The organism is Friedmanniella luteola (genome assembly GCF_900105065.1).
Taxonomy (GTDB): Bacteria; Actinomycetota; Actinomycetes; order Propionibacteriales; family Propionibacteriaceae; genus Microlunatus; species Microlunatus luteolus.
In genome coordinates, this window is sequence record NZ_LT629749.1 from 3898705 (window position 1) to 3924755 (window position 26051).

A 26051-nucleotide genomic window follows, 5' to 3' on the forward strand; every position below is an offset into this window, starting at 1 on the left:
ACCCTCTCGCGCTACTCACCCCCCGACCTGAGGAGGACCATGACCGACACCGTGGCCGACCTGATCGCCCGCTCCAACCGCCTGGGCGCTGACCCGAAGAACACCAACTACGCAGGCGGCAACACCTCGGCGAAGGGCACCGCGACCGATCCCGTGACGGGGCAGGAGGTCGAGCTGCTGTGGGTCAAGGGCTCCGGCGGTGACCTCGGCACCCTGACGGGGTCGGGCCTCGCCGTCCTCCGGCTGGACCGGGTGCGGGCGCTCACCGAGGTCTACCCCGGGCTCGAGCAGGAGGACGCCATGGTCGCGGCGTTCGACTACTGCCTGCACGGCAAGGGTGGCGCGGCGCCGAGCATCGACACCGCCATGCACGGCCTGGTCGACGCGGCGCACGTCGACCACCTGCACCCCGACGCCGGGATCGCCCTGGCCACCGCGGCCGACGGCGAGGCGCTCACCCGGGACATCTTCGGCGACACCGTCGTCTGGGTGCCGTGGCGGCGGCCGGGCTTCCAGCTCGGGCTCGACATCGCGGCGATCAAGGCCGCCCACCCCGACGCGATCGGCTGCATCCTGGGCGGGCACGGCATCACCGCCTGGGGCGACACGTCGGCGGAGTCCGAGCAGCGCAGCCTGCACATCATCGACACGGCCGCCGCCTGGATCGCCGAGCACAGCCGGCCGGAGCCCTTCGGGCCGCCCCTGCCGGGCTACGGCGCGCTGCCCCCGGACGAGCGCCGGGCGCGCGCCGCCGCGCTGGCCCCGACGCTGCGGTCCCTGGCCTCGCACGACCGGGCCGTCGTCGGGCACTTCACCGACAGCGACGTCGTGCTGGACTTCCTCGCCAGCAGCGAGCACCCCCGCCTCGCGGCGCTGGGCACGTCCTGCCCCGACCACTTCCTCCGCACCAAGGTCAAGCCGCTCGTGCTGGACCTGCCGGCGGACGCACCCCTGGAGGAGGCCGCGGCCCGGCTCCAGGAGCTGCACGCCGCCTACCGGGAGGACTACCAGGCCTACTACGACCGGCACGCGACGCCCGACTCCCCCGCGATCCGCGGCGCCGACCCGCTGGTGGTCCTGGTGCCCGGCGTGGGGATGTTCTCCTACGGCAAGGACAAGCAGACCGCCCGCGTCGCCGGGGAGTTCTACGTCAACGCCATCAACGTCATGCGCGGAGCCGAGGGCCTCTCCACCTACGCGCCGATCGACGAGGCGGAGAAGTTCCGGATCGAGTACTGGGCACTGGAGGAGGCGAAGCTGCAGCGGATGCCCGCGCCGAAGCCGCTGGCCACCCGCATCGCCCTGGTGACCGGGGCCGCCTCCGGCATCGGCAAGGCCATCGCCACCCGGCTCGCGGCCGAGGGCGCGTGCGTCGTCATCGCCGACCTGGACGCCGACAAGGCCCGGGCCGCGGCCGCCGAGCTGGGATCGACCGACGTGGCCGTCGGGCTCGCCGCCGACGTCACCGACGAGGCCGCCGTGCAGGCCGCCGTCGACGCCTGCGTGCTGGCCTTCGGTGGACTGGACCTCGTGGTCAACAACGCCGGGCTGTCGCTGTCGAAGTCCCTGCTCGACACCACCGTCGCCGACTGGGACCTGCAGCACGCGGTGATGGCCAAGGGGTCGTTCCTCGTCTCCCGGGCCGCGGCCAAGGTGCTGATCGCCCAGCAGCTGGGCGGGGACGTCGTCTACATCTCCTCGAAGAACTCCGTCTTCGCCGGACCCAACAACATCGCCTACTCCGCCACCAAGGCCGACCAGGCCCACCAGGTCCGCCTGCTGGCCGCCGAGCTGGGCGAGCACGGCGTCAAGGTCAACGGCATCAACCCCGACGGTGTCGTCCGCGGCTCCGGCATCTTCGCCGGCGGCTGGGGCGCGAAGCGGGCGGCCGTCTACGGCGTGCCCGAGTCCGAGCTGGGCGCCTACTACGCCCAGCGCACCCTGCTGAAGCGCGAGGTGCTGCCCGAGCACGTGGCCAACGCGGTCTTCGTGCTCTGCTCGGCCGACCTCAGCCACACCACCGGCCTGCACGTCCCCGTCGACGCCGGCGTCGCCGCCGCCTTCCTGCGGTGACCGTCGTCCCGCCCCCTGAGCCCGTCGCCCCGCGCCCTGAGCCCGTCGAAGGGCCGTCGACAGGCTCAGCCCACCGGCCGGCCGTCTTCGGCGCGATCGACATCGGTGCGTCCAGCGGCCGGGTGGTCGCGGGAGTGCTGGACGACGACGGGCTGCGGCTGGAGGTCGTGCACCGCTTCCCCAACGGGGCGACCGAGGTCGACGGCCACCTCCGCTGGGACCTGAGCGGGCTGTTCGCCGAGGTGCTGACCGGCCTGGCCGCGCTGGCCGCCCGCCACCCCGGGGTGCGCAGCGTCGGCATCGACACCTGGGCCGTCGACTACGGCCTGCTCGACGCCGACGGCCACCTGCTGGCCCAGCCGGTGGCCTACCGCGACGACCGGACCGACGCCGTCGTCGACCTCGTGCACCGCCGGGTCGACCCGGCCCGGCTCTACGCGGTCACGGGCCTGCAGTTCCTGCCCTTCAACACCCTCTACCAGCTCTCCGCCGAGCGGCAGGGGCCGCTCTGGCCGCGCGTGGCGCAGGCCCTGCTGCTGCCCGACCTGCTGGCGTACTGGCTCACCGGGGAGCGGCGGACCGAGGCGACCAACGCCTCCACCACCGGCCTCCTCGACGCCGGCACGCGCACCTGGTCCCGGGAGCTGCTCGAGGCGCTCGGGCTGCCGCTGGAGCTGTTCCCGCCGCTGGTCCAGCCGGGTGAGACCCTCGGTCCGCTGCTGCCCGAGGTCGCGGCCCGGACCGGCCTCGCCCCCGGCACCACCGTCGTCGCCGTCGGCTCCCACGACACCGCCTCGGCCGTCGTCGGGGTGCCGGCCGAGGGCCGTTCGTTCGCCTACGTCTCCTCGGGCACCTGGTCGCTGGTCGGCCTGGAGCTGGACGCCCCCGTGCTGACCCCCGCGAGCCGGGCCGCCAACTTCACCAACGAGGGCGGGGTGGACGGCCGCACCCGCTACCTGCGCAACGAGGGCGGCCTGTGGCTGCTGCAGGAGAGCCTGCGCAGCTGGGCCGGAGCGGGTGAGCCCGTCGACCAGGACGCCCTGCTCGCCGAGGCGGCCGCGCTGCCACCCGGGGGCCCGACCTTCGACGTCGACGCCCCCGACCTGATCGCGCCCGGGGACATGCCGGCGCGGATCCGGCGGGCCGTCGCGGCCTCCGGCCAGGAGCTGCCCGGGGCGCCAGCCGCGGTCGCCCGCAGCATCCTCGACTCCCTCGCCGTCGCCTACGCCCGGACCACCGCCGAGGCCGAGGCGCTCGCCGGGCAGACCGTCGACGTCGTGCACGTCGTCGGGGGCGGCAGCCGCAACGCGCTGCTCTGCCAGCTGACGGCCGACCTGTCCGGTCGCCTCGTGCTCTCCGGGCCGGTCGAGGCCACCGCGCTCGGCAACCTCGCCGTGCAGGCCCGGGCGGCCGGTCTGCTGCCCGCCGACCTGGAGTCGCTCCGTCGCACCCTCCGCCGCGGGCTCACCCTGGCGACCTACACCCCGACGACCACCGGCCGGGCCGCTAGATTGTCCTCTTCGGTGACCAGCAGTCCCGGCGGGCGGCCCGCCCCCGTGCACCGCGGAGGGTAGGAGGGTGTCCAGCGTGGCGCGCAAGGCCTCGATCAGCATGAAGGACGTGGCCGCCCTGGCGAAGGTCTCGCTGGGCACGGTCTCCAACGTCGTCAACTCCCCCGAGCTGGTCAGCCCGCCCACCCGGGAGCGCGTCGAGACGGCCATCGCCAAGCTGGGCTGGGTGCCGAACGCCTCGGCCCGGCAGCTGCGCGCGGGCCGCAGCAGCTCCGTCGGGCTGGTCGTCATGGACATCGCCAACCCCTTCTTCACCGACGTCCTGCTCGGGGTCGAGGACCACGTGCTGCAGCGCGGCTACTCCGTCCAGGTCGGCAACAGCGCCTCCCAGCCGCAGCGCGAGGACGACCAGCTGCGGCTCTTCGAGCAGCAGCGCGTCCGCGGCGTGCTGTGCGCGCCGATCTGGGGGGTCAACCAGCGGGTCGACGACCTCCGGCGGCGCGGCATCCCCGTCGTGGTCGTGGACCGGGCGCCCGAGGAGTCCGGCTTCTGCTCGGTGTCGGTCGACGACGTCGAGGGCGGGCGGCTGGCCGTGGACCACCTGATCCGCCTCGGGCACCGCAGCATCGCGCTCGTCGGCGGGCCCGGGCGGCTCCAGCAGATCCGCGACCGGCGCCTGGGCGCCGACCTGGCCCGGGCCGAGCACGGCGACGTCGTCGACCTGCTGGCCCTCTCCACCAGCAGCCTCGACACCACCGCCGGCGTCCTCGCGGCCGACGAGCTGGCGGCGATGCCCGACCGGGAGCGCCCGACGGCCGTCTTCGCGGCCAACGACCTGCTGGCGATCGGGCTGCTGCAGGGCTTCGTCACCCATGGCCTGCGGGTGCCCGAGGACATGGCGCTGATCGGCTACGACGACATCAGCTTCGCTGCGGCGGCGGCGGTCCCGCTCTCCTCGGTACGGCAGCCGCGCGTCGACCTCGGCCGGCGGGCCGCGGAGCTGCTCTTCGAGGAGATCGAGGCCCTGGACGACGACCGGCCGCACGAGCACCAGAGCGTCCGGTTCACCCCGACGCTGGTGGTCCGGCGCTCCACCGCGGGAGGCGGTCAGGGCCGGCGCGGCTGAGCCTCCCCGGTGCCCCCGTCGCGGCGCCCACCTGAGAAGATCCTGCCGTCGCCCCCGCGAACGCCGTCCCAGCGCCATCCACCCGAGGAGCACCCGTGTTCGCCCTGGTCGTCCGCTTCAACCTGACCGACGATGACGCCGCCGCCCGCTTCGACGCCCTGGTCGCCGACCTGCTGCCGCAGATCGCCGCGCACGAGCCCGGCACCCTCACCTACGCCGTCCACACCGTCCACGACGCCCCGCTCTCGCGGCTGTTCTACGAGTCCTACCGCGACCGCGACGCCCACGCCGAGCACGAGCGGCAGCCGCACACGGCGCACTTCCTGCAGGCCAAGGACGCGCTGCTGGTCGACGCGCGGGTGGAGTTCCTGACCCCGACCGGCAGCGGCACCTAGCCGACCGGCGCCGGTCCGGGGGCAGGGCGCCGCTCAGCGCCGACGACGGGCCACCCCACGGCCGGCCTGGCGCAGGGCGACCGCGACGCGGCGACGCCGGGACCGCTGGCGGTCGGTCACCGTGGGCAGCACCGCCGACGGCGGCAGCGCCACCTCGAACACCCGCGGGCCGCGCAGCGACCGGGCCAGCGCCCGTCGGGACAGCAGCTCGATCCGGCTGCTGCGGGTCGCGGGCCACTGCCACCAGGGCGCGTGGACACCGGCCCCGAGGCGGACCAGCGGTCCGTCGGGGCCCTGCACCAGCAGGGTGAGGCCCAGCTCGTCGAGCCGCTCGGCCAGCGGCCGCACCAGCGGCCGGGTCGACGTCCCGCCCAGGGACGGCATCGGCGTGAAGCTGACCGTGACGTCGTGACCGCCGTCGGCCTCCACCCGACCCGTGCACCGGGTCGGGCGGGCCGAGCGGTCGGGCACGTCGACGGAGAAGGTCAGGTCAGCCCGGACCCGGAGCCGGCCGCCCCGGGGCGTGGACGTCGTCGGCACCGCTCAGGACGCGTCGTCGCTGGTGGTGATCTGCAGGGTGCCGTCGAGCTTCCAGGTGGCCCGGGGCGCGTCGGCGCCGGTGTCCCGCGGCACCTCGACGGTCATGTCGATGAGCTTGTAGTTGATGGCCGCGCCGCGGCCGGTCAGGTAGGACCACATCTCCTTGCCCAGCTGGGTCCAGGACTGCGGCTCGGCACCACCCGTGCCCTCGGTCGGCTGGGCGTGGCCTTCGGTCGGCTGCGAGGTCATCGGAGACTCCTGTCGTCGGTGCGCCTGCCAGGTGCAGACGCCCGCGTTACAGATCCGGAGCGCGTCGTGGATGCAACGTCCGTCCGACGGGAGGCTCCGGAGCATCCGTTCGGGCCCGACCGACGTCAAGGTGCCGCCCACCACCACCGGACCGCGCACCTCCGTGGTGAGGAGGAGCCGGGCAGGGCACGCTCTTCGTCCTGCCCGGCGACGGACGAACCCCGGAGGCCAGGAGCGCGGTCCGCGTCCGAGCGGAGCGAGGACGGGAGACACAGCTCAGCCGGTGAGGGAGTCCTCGTACTCGACGATCTCGTCGACCTTGGGGCCGGAGGGGGTGCTCGGGTCGAAGACGTAGCCGAGCCACTCCTTGGCCAGCCGACGGGCGAGCTGCAGGCCGATGACCCGCTGCCCCAGCGTCAGCACCTGGCAGTCGTTGGACAGGATCGAGCGCTCGACGCTGAAGGAGTCGTGCGCGACGGTGGCGCGGATGCCCGGCACCTTGTTGGCGGCGATGGCCACCCCGATGCCCGTGCCGCAGAACAGGATGGCGCGGTCGGCCTCGCCGGCCCGGATCTTCTCGCCGGCCGCGATGGCCACGGAGGGGTAGGAGCCCCCGTCGAGGTCACCGGCGTAGACCCCGAGGTCGACGACCTCGACCCGGTCGTCGGCCTGCATGTCGGCGTAGATGGCGTCCTTGTAGTCGAAGCCGGCGCTGTCGCTGCCGACGAGCAGGCGGATCTTGTCACTCATGTGGGGATCTCTCTGTGGTGGGGGGACGAGGGTCAGCTCGCGGAGGGGGCTTCATCCAGCACAACGCCGACGGCGCTCACGATCATCCCCAGGGAGACCGCGCCCGGGTCGGGCGTGCCGACGCTGCGCTCGGCCAGCGGGCGGGCCCGGCCGATCCGCGGGGTCAGGGCGGCGGTCTCGTCGGCGGCCCGGACGGCCACCTCGGCGGCACGCCGCCAGGCCGGCCCCAGCGCAGCACCGCCCTGCACCTCCGCCTCGAGGGCGTCGACGAACGGGAACAGCGCGTCGAGCATGGTCTTGTCGCCCAGCTCGGCCTTGCTGAACGTCTGCAGCTTCTGCACCGCCGCGCGGACGGCCTCGACGGCGCGGGCGGTCGTGACCTCCTCGGTGTTGCCGAGGCCCTGGCCGATCCCGTCCAGCAGGACGCCCCAGAGGATGCCGCTGGTGCCGCCGGCCCGGTCGCCGAAGGCCGCGCCGGCCGCGCTGAGCACCGTCTGCACCCCGCCCCGGCTCTGCTCGGCCGCCTCGGCGGCGGCGGTCGCCCCGCGGGACATGCCGATGCCGTGGTCGCCGTCGCCGGCCACCGCGTCCAGCTGGCCCAGCTGCTCCTTGTGCTCCTCCACGACGGCCTGCAGGGCGGCGACGGCCCGCCGGGCCACGGCGGCCGCGGCGACGGAGGCCTCGCTGGCCTCCTCGGCGGCGTCGGCCTCGCTCTCCGGCACCGCCCGCCGGCGGGGGGTGCTGCGCTGGGTCCGGACGGCGTTGCCGCGCTTGAAGGCGGGGGTGTCGGCCGGGGCGGTCCAGTAGCCCTCGAGCTCGGCGTCGAGCCAGGTCACCGACAGCGAGCAGCCCGCCATGTCCAGGCTGGTGACCAGCTCGCCGACCTCCGGGGCCACCAGCTCGACCCCCGCGTCGGCGAGCAGGGCGGCCACGTCGCCGAAGAGCACGAACAGCTCCTCGTACTTGGTGGCGCCGAGACCGTTGAGCAGGACGGCGGCCCGGCCGCTCACGCCGTCGGGGCGCTCGGCCAGCACCTTCTCGACCAGCTGCGCGGCCAGCTCGCTCGCCGGCATCCACGGCGCCGAGCTGATCCCCGGCTCACCGTGGATCCCGAGCCCGAAGTCCATCTGGCCGGGCTCGACGTGGAAGAGCGGGGCGTCGGCACCCGGCATGGTGCAGCCGTCGAAGGCCACGCCGAACGACGAGGTGACGGCGTTGGCCGCCCGCATCACCCGCTCGACCCCGTCGAGGTCGAGGCCGGCCTCGGCGGCGGCGCCGCCGATCTTGTAGACGGTGAAAGTGCCGGCGATGCCACGACGCTGGTCGCGCTGGTCGGCCGGGCCGGAGGCGATGTCGTCGGTGACGTAGACGATCCGGGTGTCGATGCCGTCGGCCCGCAGCCGGTCCGCGGCGACGGCGAAGTTCAGCCGGTCGCCCGCGTAGTTGCCGAAGGACAGCACCACGCCGGCCCCGCCGTCGGCCGCACGCCCCACCCGGTAGACCTGCTCGGCCGACGGCGACGCGAAGAGGTCGCCCAGCACGGCGGCGTCGGCGAAGCCGGTGCCCACCACGCCGTTGTAGGACGGGTAGTGCCCCGAGCCGCCGCCGACCAGCAGGCTGACCTTGCCCTCCCCCGGCCCGCCGGCCCGGACGAAGCCGGACGCGCCCTCGACCCGTTCCACGTGCGCGGGGTACGCGGCCGCGAAGCCGCGGAGGATCTGGTCCTTGAAGTCGGCGGGGTCGTTGTGCACGTGGGTCATGGCGCCTCCCGGCAGTTCGGTCCGACGCTCACGAGGCGACGGCGTAGTCGATCCCGGCCGCGGCCCAGGCCGCGAGGACCTCCGGGTCCGCGCCGGCGTCGGTGATGATCAGGTCCAGCTCGGTCAGCGAGGCGATCTTGAGCAGCGCCAGGCGGCCCAGCTTGGTGTGGTCGACGAGCAGGTACTTCTTGCTGGCGGAGTTGAGCATCTCGCGCTTGAGGGCGACGATCTGCTCCTCCTGGTGGAACATGTCGGTGGCCGAGACCGCCGAGGTGGACATGAACACGGCGTCGACGTGCAGGCCGCGCACCTGCTCGTTGGTCTGCACCCCGACGAACGAGTCGTGGGCGACGTCGTAGCGCCCGCCGATGCCGATGACCGTGAGGTTGTGGTCGTGGGTCAGCTCGCTGAGCTGGCGCAGCCCGGCGACGAAGGTGGTGGCCACGTGCAGCGGCGCCCGGTCGGGCAGCCCGTCGACCATCTTGAGGGTGGTCGTGCTGTCGTCCAGCAGGATCGACATCCCGGGGTGGACGTGCTGCAGGGCCGTCTCCGCGATCGCCCGCTTCTCCGACGTCATGGTGGCCAGCCGGTAGGACATCTGCGACTCGAAGATGCCGGACGGCTGCGCGGTGACGCCGCCGTGGAACTTCCGGACCACGCCCCGGCGCTCCAGCTCGTCGAGGTCCCGGTGGATGGTGACGATGCTGACCCCGAAGCGGGTGGCCAGGTCCTGCGCGGTGGCCGAGCCGGAGTCCAGCACCGCCTCGGTGATCAGCCGCTTGCGGGTCTCGGTCTTCCGCTCGCGCGGGGAGCCCGTCTCAGCTGCCGTCATCGTCCACCGTTCCTCCTCGAAGGTGTCGCGGTCCTCGTCCGTGCGGGGCCGCCGGGCCCGGACCGGGAGGTACCCCGGGTCCGGTGCTGCGACGCGGGCGGCGGACCCAGGTCCGCCGCCCGCGTCTCAGGAGATCACTCGCTGAGGACGAAGTTGTCGAGCTTGTCGGCGTTGTCCTTGGTGATCAGGACGCAGTCGATGGCCTGCTTCTCGTCCGGCACGCCGGTCTGGCCGTTGGTGAGCACGCCGTTGAGCTGCTCGACGGCCTTCGTGGTGCCCTCGACGATGGGCTGCAGGACCGTGGCCACCATCTCGCCCTTGGCCACCGCGTCGGCGGCGTCCTGGTTGCCGTCGAAGCCGAGCACCTTCACCTGGTCGAGCTTCTTGGCCTCCTTGAGCGCGTTGATCGCGCCGAGGGCCATCTCGTCGTTGCCCGCGATGACGCCGTCGATGTCCGGGTTCTTGGACAGCAGCGACTCCATCTTCTCCTGGCCCTCCTGGCGGTCCCAGTTGGCGATCTCCTCGCCGACCTTCTTGAGGTCGGGGGACTGGGAGATGACCGACTTGTAGCCGTCGGAGCGGACCTGGGCGTTGTTGTCGCTCGGCTTGCCGAGCAGCTCGACGTAGGTGCCCTTGTAGTCCATCGCCTCGGCCCACGCCTCGGCGCCGGCGACGGCACCCTGGGCGTTGTTGGAGACGATCTGCGCCTTGGCCAGGCCGGTCTTGCTGATCTCGGCGTTGACGAGCACGACCGGGATCTGCGCGTCGACGAGCTTCTGCACGGCCGCGACGCTCTCGTCGGCCCCGGCCGGGTCGAGGACGACGCCCTTGACCTTGTCGTTGATCGCGGTCTCGATCAGGCTGTTCTGGGTCTCCGGGTCGTTCTCGTGCGCGTTGGTGGTGGTCTGGTAGCCCAGCTTCTCGGCCTCGGCCACGGCCGTGTCGGTCTCGGCCTTCCAGTACGGGTTCGAGGGGTCGACGGTGATGATCGCGATGGTGCCGCCGGCGGCACCGGCCGCGGAGGAGGAGGCGCCGGAGGCGGCGGGCTCGGCGGCGTCACCGCCACCGCCCCCGCAGGCGGCGAGGCTGAGCAGGACCGCGCTGGCGAGCGCGGTGCGGAGGACCAGGCGAGGTCGCATGGGTGTTCCTTTCAGGGTGGGGCACGGCGGTGTGGACGGGCCCTGGGACCGGCCGGGGATCTCCCCGGACGGGTGGTGCGGACGGCGTGCGCCGGCGGGTCGGACGGGTGCTGGGCCGGTGACCGGCTCAGGCGGGACTGGCCGCTGGGGGCGTGCTGCCCCGGTTGGCCGCCTTGGCGTTGACGACGGCGCGGCGGGCGCTCCGTCGTCGCTGGATGATCTGCTGGATCTGGTCGACGGCCACCGCCAGGATGATCACGGCGCCGGTGATGACCTGCTGCCAGAAGGGCGAGACGCCGACGATGACCAGGCCGTTGGCCAGGAAGCCGATGACGAAGGCCCCGATGATCGTGCCGCGCACTGTGCCGCGGCCGCCGGAGAGGGCCGCGCCGCCGATGACCACCGCGGCGATCGCGTTCAGCTCGTAGAACTGGCCGAGGTCGGCGGTGGAGGAGCTGATGTTGGCCATCTGCAGGATCCCCACCACGCCGGCGCAGAAGCCGGAGATGACGTAGATCCGCGTCTGCACCCGCTTGACCGGCACCCCGGAGAGCTGGGCGGCGCGCTCGTTGCTGCCGGTGGCGTAGAGCCAGCGGCCGAACGGGGTGCGGGTCAGCAGCAGCGAGAAGACGACGGCCAGGATGATCATCACCCAGGCCGAGATCGGCAGGCCCAGCGGCCGGCTGGCGAACACCTCGAAGAATCCGGTGTTGCCCAGGTAGGGCTGGCCGCTGAGCTCGTTGGTGATGTTCTGGCCGTTGAGCAGCACCTGGGTGAGGCCGCGGGCCACGTAGAGCATGCCGAGGGTCACGATGAACGGGGCCAGGTTGAGCTTGGCGATCAGCAACCCGTTCACCCAGCCCACGAGCATGCCGACCGCGACCGAGAGGACGACGATCACCCACACCTGCGGGAACATGATCGCCTGGGTCAGCGGGAGGTCGAGCCCCCGGAACAGGTTGCCGGCCACGGCGGCGGTGAGCCCCACGGTGGAGCCGACCGACAGGTCGATGCCGCCGTTGAGGATCACCATCAGCATGCCCAGCGCGACGATGGCGTTGAACGCGACCTGCTTGGTGATCGTGGTCAGGTTGCCCGTGGTCAGGTAGTTGTCGCTCATGATCGCGAAGATCGCCACGATGATCACCAGGGCGATCAGCGCGCGGCCCTCGATGAGGACGGCGTTGAGGTTGAAGGACCGGGCCGGCGCGCCGCCGCTCGTGGTGGGGCCGGCCCCCGAGGGCGCCGGGGCGGTGGTCGTGGTGCTCATCAGTGGGCTCCGTTCGGCTGCTGCTGGGGGTCGGGCTCGTGCTCGCCGGAGGCGGCCATGATGTCGTCACGGGTGCAGGTGCGCGGGTCGAACTCGCGCACGATCCGGCCCTTGCTCATCACGAGGACCCGGTGGGAGGCGGTCAGGGCCTCCCCGACCTCCGAGGTGACGTAGAGGACGCCGAGGCCGCGGGCGGCCTCGCGGAAGAGGAGCGAGAAGATCTCGCCCTTGGCGCCGACGTCGATCCCGCGGGTGGGCTCGTCGAGCAGCAGCACCTTGGGGTCGGTGAGCAGCATCTTGCCGATCACCACCTTCTGCTGGTTGCCCCCGGACAACGAGGTGATCAGCGCCCCGGGACCGGCGGTCTTGACGCGGACGTCGGAGATCTCGCGCTCGACGGCGGCGCGCTCGGCCGTGCGGCTGAGGAACCAGCGCTTCACGGTGGACAGCAGGCTGGGCAGCGACAGGTTGGCGCCGACGCTCATCATCTGCACCAGGCCGTCGCGCTGCCGGTCCTCCGGCACCAGGCCCAGACCGAGCTCGATCCGCTCGGCGATCCCGCGCCCGGCGAGGTCGGTGCCGCCCAGCAGCACGCGGCCGCCGGAGAGCGGGTCGCGACCGGCCAGGGCCTCCATCAGCTCGGTCCGGCCGGCACCCATCAGGCCGTAGAGGCAGACGATCTCGCCCTGGCGCACGTCGAGGGAGAGGTTGTTGACCGCCACCCGGCCGGTGTCCAGCTCGGCGACGGTGACGTTCTGGATGGACAGCGCGACCTCGCCGTACTCGCGCGGCTCGTCGCGGAAGTCGTAGTCCGCCTCCCGACCCACCATCTGGCGGACCACCCAGCTGAGGTCGATGTCCTCGGCCCTGGCGGTCGCGACGAGGTCGCCGTCGCGGAACACCACGGCGTGGTCGGCGATCTCGATCGCCTCCTCGAGGTGGTGGCTGATGTAGACGATGGCCACGCCGTTGGCGGTCAGGTCGCGGATGACCTTGAACAGCACGTCGACCTCGCTCGCGCTGAGCGCGGAGGTGGGCTCGTCCATGATCAGGATGCGGGTGTCGGCCGCCAGCGCCCGGGCGATCTCGATGATCTGCTGCTGCCCCACCCGGAGGTCCTGCACCAGGGTGGAGGCCTTGATCGGCTCCTCCAGCCGGCGCATCAGGTCCTCGGTGATCTCGCGCTCGCGGGCGTAGTCGATGCCGCCGGCGCGGGTCCGGAGCTCACGGCCGATGAAGATGTTGTCGCGGACGCTCAGGTTCGCGCAGAGGTTCAGCTCCTGGTGGATGATCGAGATGCCGCGCTCGACGGCGTCGGTCGTCCCGGCCAGGGTCACCGGCTCGCCGTCCAGCAGCAGCTGGCCCGCCGAGGGCTGCTCGACGCCGGAGAGGATCTTCATCAGCGTCGACTTGCCGGCGCCGTTCTCCCCGAACAGGACGGTCACCTGGCCGCGGCGGACCTCGAAGTTGACGCCCTTGAGGGCCCGGGTCACCCCGTAGGTCTTGGCGATGTCGACGGCCCGGAGGACGACCTCGCCGGCCTCGTCCGCGGCCGGTGCCGGGACCTCGACGGTGCCGGCGGTCACGAACCCACCTCGATGGTGACCGGCTGCACGTTGAGCGGCTTCGCCCGCGGGACGGTGCTGCCCGTGGCCTGGACGCCCAGCGCCCCCACCACGGTGACCTGCTTGCCCTCGAGGCTGGCCGGGTCGGGCACGCTGGACTCGATCGAGGCGAGCATCAGCTTCTTGATCTCATCGCCCACGTACTGGTAGCCGGTCTGGCCGGGGGCGTCGGCGAACTTGAAGCCCATCAGGTCGCGGATGACGCTGCCGTTGACCGCGTTGCTCAGCGGCACGATGACCGGGGTCTGCGCGGGCACGCCGTCGACCTCCAGGCGCAGCGAGGCGTCGGTGGCCTCGGCCACGGTGCCCGTCAGCTCGACCGGGAACACGTAGGACTTCTCGGCCGGTGAGGTGGCCTCGTACTTGTCAGCGGCGGCCGCGACGTCGGCCTGCAGGGCCGGCACGACCTCGCCCAGCGGCTGGGCCCGGTCCGGCAGCTCCTCGCCGGCCTTCGCGTACAGGTCCGCGGCGATCGCGGCCGGGTCGAAGGGCTTCGGGGCGATGGCCGCCACCTCGGCCGGGGTGAGGAACTTGGTGTTCAGCGCCATGGCGACCACCAGGACCACGAGGGCCACGGCCCCGATGATGCGGTTGCGGGTGCGATGCGTTCGTTGCATCAGGTGCTCCTTCAAGCTGGCGGACGAGCAGCGGCGCGGCGTCCGGTGGCCCGGCGTGGCCGGACGCCGAGAACCTACCGGAGTCGTCGGAAGTATTGCAATCGGTTCTGAAAAGTTTTCGGTTCCTGGTGCAGAAGCGTGACCTGCAGATGCGCAGATGAGCACCGGGGGCCGAGTCGGCCGTCGAGAGGGCGCGTCAGAAGCGCGGGCGGGCGAACGGGGCGCAGAGCTGGAGCAGCCGCAGGTAGCCCTGGACGTCCCAGCCGGCCCGGCCGACGAAGAGACCGTCGGTGCTGGGGTCGGTGAGGAGCTCCTCCGCGTTGTCGGGGTGCACGCCACCGCCGTACAGCAGCGCCAGCAGCGACCCGCCGCCCGCGCACGCGGCGACCACCTCGACGATCAGGGCCATCACCGGGGCGATCTGGTCCTGGGTGGCGGGACGGCCGTGCTCGCCGATCGCCCAGATCGGCTCGTAGGCCACCAGCACGCGGCCCACGTCGTCCGGTCCCACCTCCGCCAGGGCGGCACGCACCTGGCCGGCGACGAAGTCGGCCGCTCCCCCCGCCTCGCGCACCTCGAGCGGCTCCCCGACGCAGATCAGCGGCAGCAGCCCGTGCCGCAGGGCGGCGGCCGCCTTGAGAGCGACGGTGCGGTCGGTCTCGCCGAAGTCGGCCCGGCGCTCGGAGTGGCCCATCTCGACCAGCCGGGCGCCGGCGTCGGCCGCCATCCGCATCGAGATCTCCCCGGTGCCGGCCCCCTCGGGACCCCAGTGCGCGTTCTGCGCCCCCAGCAGCACCGGCGAGCCGGCGGGCAGCCGGTCCCGGACGTGGGCGAGCGCCGTGTGGGCCGGCAGCACGAAGGGCTGCACGCCAGGGGGCAGCTCCGCCGCGACCAGCGCGTCGACGAAGGCCGCCGCCTCGCCGAGGGTCTTGTTCATCTTCCAGCTGGTGCCCACCCAGAGCGTCCCGGCGGGCGGGACCGCGGGGTACGGCGAGCCGGAGGGCGCCGCTGCGGCGACGCCCCCGGCGACCGTGGAGGTCACGGGATCAGCGAGACCTTGATCGACTCCTTGCCGCTGGCGACGAGGTCCAGGCCCTTCTGGAAGTCGGCGAGCGGCAGCTGGTGCGTGCAGATCTTGTCCATCGGCAGCCGGCCGGACTCGATCATCCGGATGGCGGCGGGCCAGCAGTGCGGACCGAGGTGCGCACCGCGGACGTCGAGCTCCTTGTCGTCGCTGATGATCGACCAGTCGACCGTGACGTCGCTGCCGAAGACGCTGTACTCGACGTAGGTGCCCAGCTTGCGCAGCAGGTTGAGGCCCTGGCCCACCGCCGAGGGGTGGCCGGTCCCCTCGATGTAGACGTCCGCGCCGTAGCCGTCGGTCAGCTCCTTGACCCGGGCGACGGCGTCCTCCTGACCGATGTTGATCACGAGGTCGGCCCCGCACTCGAGCGCGAGGTCCAGCTTCTCCTGCGCCATGTCCAGACCGATGACCAGCTTCGGGTTCTTCGACTTCGCGCCGGCGATCATGCCCAGCCCGATCGGCCCGCAGCCGGCGACCACGACGACGTCGTCGAAGTGGATGTCGGCCCGCTCGACGGCGTGCAGCGCGCAGGACAGCGGCTCGGCGAAGGCGGCGTGGGCGGGCGGCAGGTCGGCCGAGACCTGGTGCACCAGGGCGTCCTTGGAGAACAGCATGTACTCCGCCATGGCCCCCGGCGTGCGCCGCTTGAAGCCGAACATGTCGTGCGGCTGGCACATCCAGTACTTGCCGTCGAGGCAGTACCGGCACTTCCAGCAGGGGACGATCTGCTCGGCGACGACGCGGTCGCCCACGGCGACGCCCCAGCGCTGCGCGGCCTCGTCGTCGAGCTGGACGATGGTCCCGACGAACTCGTGGCCGGGGATGACCTCGGTCTCGGCCCAGGCCGGACGGTTCGCGTCGCCCCAGAACTTCGGGGCGCCGTGGTAGCACTTCAGGTCGCTGGCGCAGATGCCGACGCCCTCGACCTTGACCAGGGCCTCGCCGGGCCCCGGGCGCGGCACGGCGACCGTCTCCAGCTGGTAGTTCTCGGGGCCGTGCACGATGACGGCCTGCATCGTCTCGGGCAACCGGGGGCCGCTGACGGCCGACTCGGGGGTGGTGGTGTTCTCGGCCGGTGCTGCGGACATCGTTCAGCCTCCATGCTGTTCGGTCGTACGGGCCCTGGGCCGCCGGGTGCGGCGGCCGGAGCGGCGCGCGGCGCGGCCGCACGTCGGGAGAACGCTAGCCACTGGCCCCGGTTCTGTCCAGAATCAGTGCATTGTTGTCATCCACTCCTGAAATAGTCTCTGCGCGGAGCGACAAGATGGAGCGGGACGGCGGTCCGCCGGCGGGCGGCGCTGGACGGCGGTCGCCGCAGCGCGGACCATGGCGGGATGGCCGGCGAGCGGACCCACCCGGTGCTGACGGTGCCGGACCTCGACGCCGCCCTCGCCTTCTACGCCGCCCTCGGCTTCCGCCGGACCTACCGGCAGCTGCGGCCGAACCCCTACGCCGTCGTGGAGCGGGGGGACATCGCCCTGCACCTGTCCGGCGTCGACGGGGTCGACCCGGCCACGTCGCTGGGCAGCGTCATCGTGGTGGTGCCCGACACCGAGCAGCTCTACGCCGCGTTCGCGGCGGGCCTGCGCACGGCCTACGGGCGGCTGCCCTCCGCCGGCATCCCGCGCATCCTCCGGCCCCGCCGCAAGCAGGGCACCGCGGCCGGGTTCTCGGTGGTGGACGTCGGCGGCAACTGGCTGCGCTTCTACCGGGCCGGTGACGTCGAGGAGGAGGCGGGCACGCGGTCCACCGGTCTCGCCCGGGTGCTGGAGGTCGCCGCGCGGCAGGGCGACGCCCGCGGCGACGACGCCCAGGCCCTCGACGTGCTGGACCGCGGGCTGGCCCGGCACGGCGGGGCCGGACCGGCGGAGAGGGTCCCCGCTCTGCTCTACCGGGTGGAGCTGCTGGTCCGGCTGGGCCGTCGGCCGGAGGCGGCGCGGGTCCTCACCGAGCTCCGGGCCGGCCTCGACGCCGCGGGCGCCGTCGCCTTCGCCGACGGGCTGGAGCACGCCCGGCAGGTGCTGGGTCCCGAGCCCACCGGCGGTCCGGGGTGACCGGGTCCTCGTGGGGGCGGACGCCCCGGCAGAGCATCGAGGAGGAGTGCGCCCGGCGCGGGCGCCGCCACGCGCGCCCTGGTCCGGCTCGCGCGCGCGGAGGCCTGACGGCGCCGAGCGCCCGCGCTGCGCGCCGGCGGGACACCGGCTACCGTCGTCCGGTGCCGCGCTTCGACGAGCTCGTGACTCCCCGGCTGCGGATGCGCCGGTGGCGGGAGGCCGACCGGGAGCCCTTCGCGGCGATGAACGCCGACCCGGCGGTGATGCTGCACTTCCCGGCCCCGCTGGACCGCGCGGCGAGCGACGCCCTCGTCGACCGGATCGAGGAGCGGTTCACGACGCAGGGCTTCGGCCTCTGGGCCCTGGAGCGGCGGGACGACCAGGCCTTCCTCGGCTTCGCCGGCCTCAACCCGATGCCGGACGGGACGCCGGGCGCCGGGGGGATGGAGGTCGGCTGGCGGCTGGCTCGCGCCGCGTGGGGTCACGGCTACGCGACCGAGGCCGGCGCCGAGGCCCTGCGGGTGGCCTTCGGCCCGGTCGGGCTGACCACGGTCTGGTCCATCACCGCGGTGGGCAACGTCCGCTCGCAGGCGGTGATGCGGCGACTCGGTCTCGTCGAGCACTCCCGCTACCAGCACCCCACCCTGCCGGCCGCGCACCCGCTCGCCGACCACGTGGCCTTCTGGTCCCCGCCGGGCTTCCGGCCACCTCCGGCCTGAGGAGCCGGACGGAGAACTGTCAGGGCCCGGCCCCACCCTGAGGACATGGCGCGCGCGACGGGTCCGGACGGCAGTGGCTGACCCCCCTGCACCCGCGACGCCGGAGGCCCGGGTCGCGGGCGACCTCGCCGCGCTCGGCCGCCCGGAGCCGACGGCGCCGGTGGTGCTGCTCTCCGGTGGCCGGTCCGGCGCCCGGGTGTCCCTGGTCGAGACCGGTGGCCGGCCGGCCGTGCTGAAGGTGACGGCGGACGCCGCCTGGCGGGAGCGTGCGCGGCGCGAGCTCGCCCTCTACCGGGTGGGTGGGGAGCGGGCGCGCTCCCACCCCGACCTGCTCGCCGCGCGGGACGACGGCACGGTCGTCCGACTGCTGCTCGCCGCCCACGACCCCTACCCGCCCGCGCCGGCGCTGTCCGACGACGACTGGTCCGCCGTGGCCGCTGACCTGGGGCGCCTGCACCGGCTGCCCGTCCCGCCCGGGCGATGGCCCGGACCGCCCACCCCGGCCGGTCCGGCCGAGATCGCCGCCGCCCGCCGCGGGTGGGAGCGCCACGGCGGGGCCGCGGTCGCCGACCGTGCCGCGCGGCGGCTGACGTGGGCGACCCCCGGCGGGCCCGGCCCGGTGCTCGTCCACGGGGACTGCCACCGGGGCAACCTCGTGCGCGGACCCGCGGACCGACCCCTCTGGGTGGACTGGCAGGAGACCGGGCTGGGCGACGGCCTGGGCGACCTGGTCTTCCTCTGGCAGCGGGCGGAGTTCGACGGCGCCCGTCCCCCGAGGGCGGTCATGACGGCCGCCTACGCCGACGCCCGCGGGCTCCGGCTCGACGACGGTCTGCGGGCGGCCCTCGACGCCGCGGAGCTCCGGCTGCTGCTCCTCGCCTGGCCCCCTTTCCTCGGCTACGGGAGCGACGCGGGCCGCCAGGTGATGGCCGCACGGCTGGCCGAGCTGGGGTCGGCGGGCGTCGCCGGGCGAGGGGCCGGCGGCACGCTAGGGTCGCCGCATGCCGCTCTCCCCCGCCCGGTCTTTGTCCACCGCACCCGTGGTCGCCCTCGGTCTGCTCGGCGGCTACCTGACGGCACGGGAGACGGGCCTCCGGCCGCTCGGTGGCGTCGTCCTGGGGGCGGCGGGCGTCTTCGCCGGCCGCACCTGGCTGGCCAAGCGGGGTCCGGCGGTCACCGCGGCGCTGGCCGCGGTGTACGTCCTCGGCTTCGGGGCCTCGCACCCCCTGGCGAAGAAGGTCGGCGCCTGGCCCTCCGTGCTCGCCGTCACCGCCGTCAGCGCCGGCGCCTCCTGGGCCCTGGTCGACCGCGACTGAACCCGCGGCCCGAGCCTGCCACCCGCGGCCCGAGCCTGCCACCCGCGGCCTGAGCCTGCCACCCGCGGCCTGAGCCGCGCCCCGCGGCCTGAGCCTGTCGAAGGCCCTTCGACGAACTCAGGGCGCCGCGGCAGGCTCAGGGCGCGGGGACGATCAGCGGCGGTCGACGCGCTTCAGGGTGAACGGCGGGGCCTCGCGCTCGCCGAGGGTGTAGTAGGCCGAGCCGTCGGGCGCGTACTCGACCGCCTCGCCCTGGCTCTCGCCGGAGGGGGCCGTCAGCGTGACGGGGGCGGCGTCGAAGGCCGACTCGAAGGAGCTGCCGGCCGGGGCGCGGTACTCGTACACGCGGTAGGGCGTGCGGAGCAGGAAGCGGTCACCGCCCGGGTGGATGGACGCGGCCGTCACCTGCGCGAACCAGGTGGCCGCGTGGGTGTCGCCGGGGTCGCCGCCCCAGGTCGGGACGTCGAGCGTGGCCACCCTGCTCAGGGTGGTCACCGTGGTCGAGGACGGCGCGGGCAGCGTCGCCGGGAAGGCGTAGACCCCGCTGTGGCCGTCCTCCTCCTTGGTGATGACGTAGATGCGTCCGGTGACCGGGTGCACCATCATCGCCTCGGCGTTGTGCGGCGCGTCGGGGTAGCGGAACCGGAACCAGTCGCCCCGGAGCGTGCCGCGGGTCTCCCCGGCCGCCAGGTCCGGCTCGGCCACCCGGTACACGGCGAAGGTCGACGGCGGGTTGGGCTTGCCGTTGGCGCGGCCGATGTCCCCGGCGAAGATGCAGCTGCCGGCGGGGCAGGGCCCGGTGGCGATGTCCTCCCAGTCCCACTGGTCGGGGATGGCGACGTCGTACCGGCCAAGGACGCGGGCGGTCCTGGTGCTGACCGCCACCATGCCCGGCACGTCGGACTCGCTGTGCACGTACTGCACGTCCTCGTTGACCCGGCTCGCCGCGAGACCGGAGGGCTCGTGCAGGGTGGCGTCGCTCAGCGCGGTGTCACGGTTGCCGAGCAGGTCGTAGCCCTCCCAGAGCTTGCCGACGTCGACGGAGCTGCCGGCGTACCGGCTGGCGGTCTGCACCTTCGCCGCGGGCCGGAGGGTGAGCACCTGGGTGACGTTGGTGCGCAGGAAGTCCGAGCTGCCGACCCAGCCGGAGCGGGTGGCGGCGGCACCCAGCTGGCGCTGCGCCCCGTCGATGGCCAGGCCACTGCCGCCGGGGGCCAGGCAGTCGTCGAGGACCTCGGTCAGGCCGGACGGCGGCGTGATCGCGTCGGCCACGCAGTCGGTGCCGGAGTAGAGCTGGGTGCCGAACCAGACCGCCATGGCGTTGCCCACGGTGCTGGTGACGCCCGGGGTGGTGAAGAGGTCGAGGTTGCCGTTGACCCGGCCCGCGAAGGAGTCGACCGGGTCGGCGTTGTCCACGTTGTCGTACGCCGTGACGCTGGCGGCGAGGTTGCTGGGCTCGCTGACGTCGAAGGTGTAGCTGGCCGGCTCGCCCGCGCGGGCCACCCGCACCAGCACGACCGACTTCAGCAGGGCCGCGCTCTGGGTGGAGCCGACCGTGCTCCAGCCGGCGGAGGTCATCGCGGCCGAGACGTCACCGCGGTTCGCGACGCGCGCGACCAGGACGTCGCCCGCCACGGTGCCCGCGGGCTTGGCGACCGTGACCGACTGGCCCGTGGTGCTGCTCGCGCTGCTGCTGCCGCGGAGGGTGATGGCGGGGCCGCTGGTGACGGCCGCCGTGGCCGGTACGGCGGTGGCGAGGACCACGGCGGCGGTCGCGGTGCCCACCAGCAGGGCGGTGGTGCGTGGGCGTGGGACGAGCATGGGAGCTCCCTCCGATGGTTCGCGACGCCGTCGTCGAGAGCGCGCTGGTCCGGGGGTGCCAGCGACGAGCACCAGTCTCGCACCCCGGCCGCGGTCCGCCGAGCCCCGCGCGACGCGCCGGAGCGGGACCGCTCAGGCCTCGGCCAGCACGTGGGCGAGCGGGAGCAGCCCCGCCTCCCGGAGCGGGACCACGGGGTCGGCGGTCGCGTGCCGGCGGCGGTAGGTGCCCGGGGGGACCCGGTAGGCGGTGCGGAAGCGGCGGGACAGGTGGTAGGCGTTGGCGAAGCCGGTCGCGGCCGCGACCTCGGCCAGGGAAGCGTTGCTGCGCTGCAGCAGCACCGCCGCCCGGGACAGCCGGACCAGCTCGAGCACCCGCGCGGGGCCGCAGCCGTAGTGCTGCCGGAACACCCGGAACAGGTGACCGGTGGAGACGCAGGCCGCCGCCGCCAGCTCCTCCACCCCGACCAGCCGGACGCCGTCGGCCGCCCAGGTCCGGCGCACGGCCTCGACGGCCGCGGCCACCGGCTCCGGCACCGCGGCGGACGGCTCCTCGAAGGGACCCCGGACGAACAGGTCGAGCAGCAGGCCGAGGAGCTGGTCGCTGCGGGCGCGGGCGGCCGCCGACTGCTGGGCGCCCAGGTCCTCCAGGTAGCGGCAGAGCCCCGCCAGCACCGGCGCGCCCGCCAGGTCGCGGACCACCGGCCAGCCGGCCGGGTCGGGCAGCGAGCCCGGGTCCTCGACGCGGAAGTGCGCCCAGGCGTGGCGGGAGACCACGTCGCGGTCCCAGCGGAACGAGTCGACGGCGCCGGCCGGGGCGAGCAGCAGCGTGCCCGGCCGCAGCGTGAGCGACCGGCCGGGCCGGGCGGCGACGGTGGTGCAGCCCTGGTGCACCGTCCAGGCCGCGGAGCCCTGCAGCAGCCAGAAGAACTCGAAGTCGGCCAGCTCGCGCGGCCCGTAGCTGGAGCCGGGCTGGTAGTCGACCACCTGCACGACGCCGGCCCCGTCGACCGACACCGTCGGCAGGGCGACCTCCCGTGCCGGGTCGGCCGGAGCCGGCCCGGGCCCGGCGGGCTCCGCCTCGCTGGTCACGATCAGATAGTAATCGGCGCGTTCCGGGCATCGACTCCAGCCGGGGCCGCTGCGAGGGTGAGGTAGTACCCGTTCCCGACCCGAGAGCCTGCCATGACCGACCTGCTGACCTCCCGCCCCGCGACCGACCGCCCGGCCCTGCCGCTCTTCGACGTCGTCGACGAGGCCTTCGTCGCCCACTATGCCGAGCACGGCTTCGCCCTGCTGGCGAACGCCCTCACCGCCGAGGAGGTCGCGGCCGTCAACGCCGACGCCCTGCGGCTGTGCCGCGGCGACTACGGCGACATCGGCTACGGCTGGAACGAGCAGCAGGGCGACGCGACCGTCACCGACCTCAACGACGAGGAGGTCCTCCGCAAGTACCTCTGCATCCACTACCCGCACAAGGTGTCGCCGCCCGCGCTGGCGGCGCTCAGCACGCCCCGGGTCGTCGACGCCCTCGTCGCGGTGGTCGGCCCCAACGTCAAGGCCATGCAGTCCATGCTCTTCGTGAAGTCCGAGGGCAAGCCGGGCCAGGCCTGGCACCAGGACGAGTACTTCATCCCCACCCGCGACCGCTCGCTGACCGCGGTCTGGATCGCCCTCGACGACGCCACCGTCGAGAACGGCTGCCTGTGGGTGCTGCCCGGCTCGCACCGCCGCGGCGTCATCTACCCCGAGCGCGAGCAGGACGACCCGCGCTTCGACTGCAGCAGCGAGGCCTACGACTTCCCCTACACCGACGAGCAGTCGGTGCCGGTGGAGATCCCGGCCGGCACGGCGCTGGTCTTCAACGGCTACCTGCTGCATCGCTCGCTGGAGAACTCGGGGCGGCACGGCTACCGCCGGGCGCTCGCCAACCACTACATGAGCGCGGAGTCGCTACTGCCCTGGCGCCCCCCGGGCGCCGGCGAGCACATGGCGATGGCGGACTACCGCGACATCGTGATGGTCGCCGGTGAGGACCCCTACGCCTGGAAGGGCACCGCCGACGTGGCCAAGCCCTACTCCCGCCCCGACAAGGACGGCGGCTGCGACCGCTGACCCTGCTCCCCCACCCCGCATCCGTTCAAGGAGGAACCATGCCCCGTCCGTCCGCCCCGGTCCCGTTCTCCGCTCCCCCGGCCGGGCCACCCGGCTGGGCGCCCAGCCGACGCTCGTTCCTGTCCCTCGCCGGCCTGGCCGTGGGGGGCGCGGCCCTCGGGCTGGGGGCGGCGGGCTGCGGCACGGCCCAGACGGGCAGCAGCACCGGGGACGGCGCGGCGCAGGGCCGGCCGGGGGCCGCCGGCGACACCCTCTTCGTCTCGGGCTTCCAGTGGGGCCCGCCGGGCAACTTCAACCCGTTCGGCGCGGCCCCGGCCTGGCCGGCCGGCGGCGGGCAGAGCCAGCTCGTCTACGAGACGCTGCTGCGCTTCAACCTCATCGACGGCTCCCTGCAGCCTGGACTCGGGCGCGAGCTGCAGGAGACCGACCGGCAGACCTTCACGGTCCCGCTGCAGGACGGCACCACCTGGTCCGACGGCAGCGAGCTGACCGCGGCCGACGTCGTCTTCACCTTCGAGCTGTCCCGCAAGATCAGCACCTCCAGCTCGAGCGTGTGGACCTACCTGGACGCCGTCACCGCCCCGGACCCGCGCACCGTGCAGTTCACCCTGAAGAGCTCGCCGTACAACCCGGGCTCCGTGCGGGACGCCATCGCCAAGGTGCTGATCGTGCCCGAGGCGGTGTGGAGCGCGATCAGCGAGGACGAGATCAGCGCCGAGACCAACCTCGAACCGGTCGGCAGCGGGCCCTACCGGATCGGCAAGGCCGACCAGACCCAGGTCACGCTGGAGCGCCGCGACGACTACTGGGGCACGACGGCCTTCGGCACGCCGGCCCCGCTGGCGATCGTGCACCCGATCTTCAAGACCGGCAACGACGGCGACATCAAGCTGCAGAGCGGCGAGATCGACGCCAGCCAGCAGTTCACGCCGCAGATCTGGAAGATGTGGGAGGAGAAGCAGCGGCCGGTCGCCACGTGGCTGAAGGAGAAGCCCTACTACCTGCCCGGGAACCTGCCGCTGCTGATCTTCAACCTGGACAGGAAAGGCCTCGACGACGTGCGCGTCCGGCGGGCGATCGCGCACGCCGTCGACTACCCGAACATCGCGGCGACGGCCATGTCGAGCTACTCCGACCCCGCCCGGGCCAGCCTGGTGGTGCCGAGCGGGTTCGAGGAGAAGTTCTTCGACGCGGCCGCCGTCGACGCCGACGGCTGGTCGTACGACGCCGACGAGGCGGTGCGGATCCTCGAGGAGGAGGTGGGCGCCGAGAAGGGCTCCGACGGGATCTACGTCCTGCCGGACGGCACGAGGCTGGGCGGCTGGGAGCTGATCACCCCGACGGGGTGGACCGACTGGAACACCGCCTGCGAGATCGTCGCCAAGTCCGCGAAGGCGGTGGGGATCGGGATCGAGACGAAGTTCCCCCAGGCGCCGACGATGCAGAAGGCCATGCAGAACGGCGACTTCGACCTCTGCATGTACTCCTACTCGGGCGTCAGCCCGGCGAGCCCGTGGGTGCGGTTCCGCGACGCCCTCGACGACCGCGGGGTGGCCGACCGCGGCAAGACCGCCTTCTACAACTACAACCGGTTCTCCCACCCCGACGTGCCGGGCCTGCTCGACGCCGCGGCCGGCGCGACCAGCGAGGAGGAGGCGAAGACCGCCTACGCCGCGCTCGACACCATCTACCGCGAGCAGATCCCCGTCGTGCCGCTGATGTACCGCCCACTGGAGTTCTACGAGTTCCAGACCTCGAACTGGACGAACTTCCCCACCGCGGAGAACCCGTACGCCCCGCCGATGTGGCAGGGCGCCGGCATCAGCTGGCTGTTCAAGATCACCAAGGTCGGCACCTAGGCCCGGGAGGGCCCGGACGGGCGGACGACCAGGAGGCACGGCTGGTCGTCCGTCAGCTCGGCCGCGTCCAGGACCGTCCGGCAGCCGGCCGCGACGGCGGCCTCGACGAGCCGCTGCGCGAGCCCGTCGTAGCCGCGGTCGGGCACGAGCAGGACCAGCGCGTCCGGGCTCCCCCGGCGCAGGGTCCGGGCGACCGGGTCCGGGCGGTAGCCGAGCTCCTCGACCGCCGCCAGCACCCGCCGCCGCGTCTCGGCGCGGACGTGCGGGTGACCCGCGAGGACGTTGACGACGGTCCGCGTCGACACCCCGGCCGCGCCGGCGACCTCGACCAGCGTGCTCATCCGCCGAGCACCCGGGCCCAGGCGCAGGCCTGGGCCAGCTCGACGAGCAGCCGTCCGGTGGCGGCCCCTCGACGGCGGCCCGGTCGGCTGGACCCGACGCGGCGCCGCGCGGCGGGCTGGGCGTCCTCCCGCGCTCGTCGGGCGGGACGCAGCGCGTCCCGCTCCCAGGTGGTGATGACCATCGTGCGCTCCTCTCACACCGGCCAACCAACTTGGCTGGTGTGACCAACGTGGCACGAGCTCTTACACCGGTCAAGGGGTTACGCTGGAGTGACTTATCAGCGCGTGGGAGGGGACGAGGTGGACGAGGACGTGGTGCCGGCGGCCGTCCGCCTGGTGCGGGACTTCGTGAACACCCGCGAGCCGCAGGTGGACGCCGAGTCGCTGACCGGCCCGGGAGCGCTGCGCGACTGGCTGGCCGAGCACGGGCTGCTGCCGGCCGGCGCGCGGCTGGACGAGGCCGACCTGGTGAGCGCCGTCGCGGTCCGGGAGGGTCTCCGCGGCGTCCTGCTGCAGAACGCCGGGCACGAGGCGGAGCCCGGAGCGCTGGACGCGCTCAACGCGGTCCTGGCCCGGGTGCCCGTGCGGGTCAGGTTCGAGGGAGCCGGCTACCGCTTCGGCGCCGGCGGGGACGCGGCCTTCGGCGCCGCCCTGGGCGGCCTGCTCGACGCCGTCCGGCAGGCCCGGGAGGACGGCACGTGGCCGCGGCTCAAGGTGTGCGCCCGGGACTCCTGCCGCTGGGCCTACTACGACGCGTCCCGCAACCAGGTGCGGCGCTGGTGCTCGATGGCCGGCTGCGGGAACCACGTCAAGATGCAGCGCGCCTACGCGACGCGCAAGAACCGGTCGACCGGCTGA

Annotated in this window: 25 protein-coding genes and 1 pseudogene; 11 read left to right on the plus strand and 15 right to left on the minus strand. The window is 73.7% G+C overall.

Going from position 1 to position 26051, the window contains the following annotated elements:
- Positions 1 to 39: 39 nt before the first annotated feature.
- The 4 genes from BLT72_RS18355 to BLT72_RS18370 all read left to right on the plus strand — a co-directional run bounded on the left by BLT72_RS18355 (position 40) and on the right by BLT72_RS18370 (position 5105).
- Positions 40 to 2073, plus strand: a complete 2034-nt coding sequence (locus BLT72_RS18355) for a bifunctional aldolase/short-chain dehydrogenase (protein ID WP_091414660.1) — start codon at positions 40 to 42, stop codon at positions 2071 to 2073.
- The gene (locus BLT72_RS18360) at positions 2070 to 3647 is read left to right on the plus strand and encodes a rhamnulokinase (RefSeq protein ID WP_091414662.1); all 1578 of its coding nucleotides are present in this window, start codon (positions 2070 to 2072) and stop codon (positions 3645 to 3647) included. Before BLT72_RS18355 ends, BLT72_RS18360 begins: the two co-directional genes overlap by 4 nt.
- A gap of 4 nt (positions 3648 to 3651) precedes the next feature.
- Positions 3652 to 4710 carry a LacI family DNA-binding transcriptional regulator gene (locus BLT72_RS18365; protein WP_231930142.1) on the plus strand — a complete coding sequence of 353 codons (1059 nt, stop codon included), beginning with the start codon at positions 3652 to 3654 and terminating at the stop codon, positions 4708 to 4710.
- A gap of 95 nt (positions 4711 to 4805) precedes the next feature.
- Complete coding sequence (locus BLT72_RS18370; protein ID WP_091414664.1) at positions 4806 to 5105, plus strand: putative quinol monooxygenase; 300 nt, start codon at positions 4806 to 4808, stop codon at positions 5103 to 5105.
- A 33-nt stretch (positions 5106 to 5138) separates the two neighbouring features.
- Here the strand turns inward: BLT72_RS18370 and BLT72_RS18375 are convergent, their stop codons facing one another.
- The 11 genes from BLT72_RS18375 to BLT72_RS18425 all read right to left on the minus strand — a co-directional run bounded on the left by BLT72_RS18375 (position 5139) and on the right by BLT72_RS18425 (position 16059).
- Positions 5139 to 5645 (minus strand): hypothetical protein, encoded by a 507-nt coding sequence (locus BLT72_RS18375; RefSeq protein ID WP_091414667.1) that lies wholly within the window; start codon positions 5643 to 5645, stop codon positions 5139 to 5141.
- Between the two features lie 3 nt (positions 5646 to 5648).
- Positions 5649 to 5894, minus strand: a complete 246-nt coding sequence (locus BLT72_RS18380) for a hypothetical protein (protein WP_091414669.1) — start codon at positions 5892 to 5894, stop codon at positions 5649 to 5651.
- A 276-nt stretch (positions 5895 to 6170) separates the two neighbouring features.
- On the minus strand, positions 6171 to 6644 hold the full coding sequence (locus BLT72_RS18385) for a ribose-5-phosphate isomerase (RefSeq protein ID WP_091414670.1): 474 nt from the start codon (positions 6642 to 6644) through the stop codon (positions 6171 to 6173).
- 32 nt (positions 6645 to 6676) lie between these two features.
- Positions 6677 to 8404, minus strand: coding sequence for a dihydroxyacetone kinase family protein (locus BLT72_RS18390; RefSeq protein WP_091414673.1), 1728 nt, complete (start codon positions 8402 to 8404; stop codon positions 6677 to 6679).
- Positions 8405 to 8432: 28 nt separating this feature from the next.
- A complete protein-coding gene (locus tag BLT72_RS18395; RefSeq protein ID WP_091414675.1) occupies positions 8433 to 9236 on the minus strand; it encodes a DeoR/GlpR family DNA-binding transcription regulator in 804 nt (267 codons plus the stop codon).
- A gap of 134 nt (positions 9237 to 9370) precedes the next feature.
- Positions 9371 to 10375, minus strand: coding sequence for a D-ribose ABC transporter substrate-binding protein (locus BLT72_RS18400; RefSeq protein WP_091414678.1), 1005 nt, complete (start codon positions 10373 to 10375; stop codon positions 9371 to 9373).
- A gap of 127 nt (positions 10376 to 10502) precedes the next feature.
- Positions 10503 to 11645, minus strand: coding sequence for an ABC transporter permease (locus tag BLT72_RS18405; RefSeq protein WP_091414680.1), 1143 nt, complete (start codon positions 11643 to 11645; stop codon positions 10503 to 10505).
- Positions 11645 to 13231 carry a sugar ABC transporter ATP-binding protein gene (locus BLT72_RS18410; protein WP_091414683.1) on the minus strand — a complete coding sequence of 529 codons (1587 nt, stop codon included), beginning with the start codon at positions 13229 to 13231 and terminating at the stop codon, positions 11645 to 11647. Before BLT72_RS18410 ends, BLT72_RS18405 begins: the two co-directional genes overlap by 1 nt.
- A complete protein-coding gene (locus BLT72_RS18415; protein ID WP_091414685.1) occupies positions 13228 to 13887 on the minus strand; it encodes a DUF2291 family protein in 660 nt (219 codons plus the stop codon). The genes BLT72_RS18410 and BLT72_RS18415 overlap by 4 nt, the downstream gene beginning before the upstream one ends.
- 196 nt (positions 13888 to 14083) lie before the next feature.
- Complete coding sequence (locus BLT72_RS18420) at positions 14084 to 14929, minus strand: triose-phosphate isomerase (protein ID WP_231930144.1); 846 nt, start codon at positions 14927 to 14929, stop codon at positions 14084 to 14086.
- A complete protein-coding gene (locus tag BLT72_RS18425) occupies positions 14926 to 16059 on the minus strand; it encodes an alcohol dehydrogenase catalytic domain-containing protein (RefSeq protein WP_091414688.1) in 1134 nt (377 codons plus the stop codon). Before BLT72_RS18425 ends, BLT72_RS18420 begins: the two co-directional genes overlap by 4 nt.
- Positions 16060 to 16305: 246 nt before the next feature.
- Here BLT72_RS18425 and BLT72_RS18430 point away from each other — a divergent pair, with 246 nt between their 5' ends.
- The 4 genes and pseudogenes from BLT72_RS18430 (at position 16306) to BLT72_RS18445 (ending at position 19060) form a co-directional block, all read left to right on the plus strand.
- On the plus strand, positions 16306 to 17025 hold the full coding sequence (locus tag BLT72_RS18430) for a VOC family protein (RefSeq protein ID WP_091414690.1): 720 nt from the start codon (positions 16306 to 16308) through the stop codon (positions 17023 to 17025).
- A 161-nt stretch (positions 17026 to 17186) separates the two neighbouring features.
- Positions 17187 to 17744 carry a GNAT family N-acetyltransferase gene (locus BLT72_RS18435; RefSeq protein ID WP_231930145.1) on the plus strand — a complete coding sequence of 186 codons (558 nt, stop codon included), beginning with the start codon at positions 17187 to 17189 and terminating at the stop codon, positions 17742 to 17744.
- Between the two features lie 163 nt (positions 17745 to 17907).
- Positions 17908 to 18537, plus strand: a pseudogene (locus BLT72_RS23610) (aminoglycoside phosphotransferase family protein); the annotation flags it as partial.
- Between the two features lie 208 nt (positions 18538 to 18745).
- Positions 18746 to 19060: a hypothetical protein gene (locus BLT72_RS18445; protein WP_091414691.1), complete on the plus strand. Its 315-nt coding sequence runs from the start codon at positions 18746 to 18748 to the stop codon at positions 19058 to 19060.
- A gap of 153 nt (positions 19061 to 19213) precedes the next feature.
- On the opposite strand, the gene BLT72_RS18450 is transcribed toward BLT72_RS18445, so the two are convergent.
- The gene (locus BLT72_RS18450) at positions 19214 to 20881 is read right to left on the minus strand and encodes a hypothetical protein (RefSeq protein ID WP_091414693.1); all 1668 of its coding nucleotides are present in this window, start codon (positions 20879 to 20881) and stop codon (positions 19214 to 19216) included.
- Between the two features lie 132 nt (positions 20882 to 21013).
- Positions 21014 to 21970, minus strand: a complete 957-nt coding sequence (locus BLT72_RS18455) for a helix-turn-helix transcriptional regulator (protein ID WP_157720561.1) — start codon at positions 21968 to 21970, stop codon at positions 21014 to 21016.
- A 93-nt stretch (positions 21971 to 22063) separates the two neighbouring features.
- Between BLT72_RS18455 and BLT72_RS18460 the strand changes: the two genes are divergently transcribed.
- Positions 22064 to 22993 (plus strand): phytanoyl-CoA dioxygenase family protein, encoded by a 930-nt coding sequence (locus tag BLT72_RS18460; RefSeq protein WP_091414696.1) that lies wholly within the window; start codon positions 22064 to 22066, stop codon positions 22991 to 22993.
- Positions 22994 to 23031: 38 nt separating this feature from the next.
- Entirely contained in the window at positions 23032 to 24852 is a 1821-nt protein-coding gene (locus BLT72_RS18465) for an ABC transporter substrate-binding protein (protein ID WP_091414698.1), read from the plus strand.
- Here the strand turns inward: BLT72_RS18465 and BLT72_RS18470 are convergent.
- Positions 24849 to 25193 (minus strand): LacI family DNA-binding transcriptional regulator, encoded by a 345-nt coding sequence (locus tag BLT72_RS18470; RefSeq protein ID WP_091414700.1) that lies wholly within the window; start codon positions 25191 to 25193, stop codon positions 24849 to 24851. The two genes, BLT72_RS18465 and BLT72_RS18470, sit on opposite strands and share 4 nt — an antisense overlap.
- On the minus strand, positions 25190 to 25375 hold the full coding sequence (locus BLT72_RS18475; RefSeq protein ID WP_091414702.1) for a hypothetical protein: 186 nt from the start codon (positions 25373 to 25375) through the stop codon (positions 25190 to 25192). The genes BLT72_RS18470 and BLT72_RS18475 overlap by 4 nt, the downstream gene beginning before the upstream one ends.
- A gap of 118 nt (positions 25376 to 25493) precedes the next feature.
- Here BLT72_RS18475 and BLT72_RS18480 point away from each other — a divergent pair, with 118 nt between their 5' ends.
- On the plus strand, positions 25494 to 26051 hold the full coding sequence (locus BLT72_RS18480) for a CGNR zinc finger domain-containing protein (RefSeq protein ID WP_091414703.1): 558 nt from the start codon (positions 25494 to 25496) through the stop codon (positions 26049 to 26051).

Bases quoted from the DNA above. Each gene is read 5' to 3' on its own strand.
- BLT72_RS18380 (WP_091414669.1), bottom strand. From the start codon at position 5,894: ATGACCTCGCAGCCGACCGAAGGCCACGCCCAGCCGACCGAGGGCACG.
- BLT72_RS18385 (WP_091414670.1), bottom strand. From the start codon at position 6,644: ATGAGTGACAAGATCCGCCTGCTCGTCGGCAGCGACAGCGCCGGCTTC.
- BLT72_RS18425 (WP_091414688.1), bottom strand. From the start codon at position 16,059: ATGTCCGCAGCACCGGCCGAGAACACCACCACCCCCGAGTCGGCCGTC.
- BLT72_RS18470 (WP_091414700.1), bottom strand. From the start codon at position 25,193: ATGAGCACGCTGGTCGAGGTCGCCGGCGCGGCCGGGGTGTCGACGCGG.
- BLT72_RS18430 (WP_091414690.1), top strand. From the start codon at position 16,306: ATGGCCGGCGAGCGGACCCACCCGGTGCTGACGGTGCCGGACCTCGAC.
- BLT72_RS18460 (WP_091414696.1), top strand. From the start codon at position 22,064: ATGACCGACCTGCTGACCTCCCGCCCCGCGACCGACCGCCCGGCCCTG.
- BLT72_RS18415 (WP_091414685.1), bottom strand. From the start codon at position 13,887: ATGCAACGAACGCATCGCACCCGCAACCGCATCATCGGGGCCGTGGCC.
- BLT72_RS18405 (WP_091414680.1), bottom strand. From the start codon at position 11,645: ATGAGCACCACGACCACCGCCCCGGCGCCCTCGGGGGCCGGCCCCACC.
- BLT72_RS18355 (WP_091414660.1), top strand. From the start codon at position 40: ATGACCGACACCGTGGCCGACCTGATCGCCCGCTCCAACCGCCTGGGC.
- BLT72_RS18450 (WP_091414693.1), bottom strand. From the start codon at position 20,881: ATGCTCGTCCCACGCCCACGCACCACCGCCCTGCTGGTGGGCACCGCG.
- BLT72_RS18475 (WP_091414702.1), bottom strand. From the start codon at position 25,375: ATGGTCATCACCACCTGGGAGCGGGACGCGCTGCGTCCCGCCCGACGA.
- BLT72_RS18465 (WP_091414698.1), top strand. From the start codon at position 23,032: ATGCCCCGTCCGTCCGCCCCGGTCCCGTTCTCCGCTCCCCCGGCCGGG.
- BLT72_RS18400 (WP_091414678.1), bottom strand. From the start codon at position 10,375: ATGCGACCTCGCCTGGTCCTCCGCACCGCGCTCGCCAGCGCGGTCCTG.
- BLT72_RS18445 (WP_091414691.1), top strand. From the start codon at position 18,746: ATGCCGCTCTCCCCCGCCCGGTCTTTGTCCACCGCACCCGTGGTCGCC.
- BLT72_RS18395 (WP_091414675.1), bottom strand. From the start codon at position 9,236: ATGACGGCAGCTGAGACGGGCTCCCCGCGCGAGCGGAAGACCGAGACC.
- BLT72_RS18390 (WP_091414673.1), bottom strand. From the start codon at position 8,404: ATGACCCACGTGCACAACGACCCCGCCGACTTCAAGGACCAGATCCTC.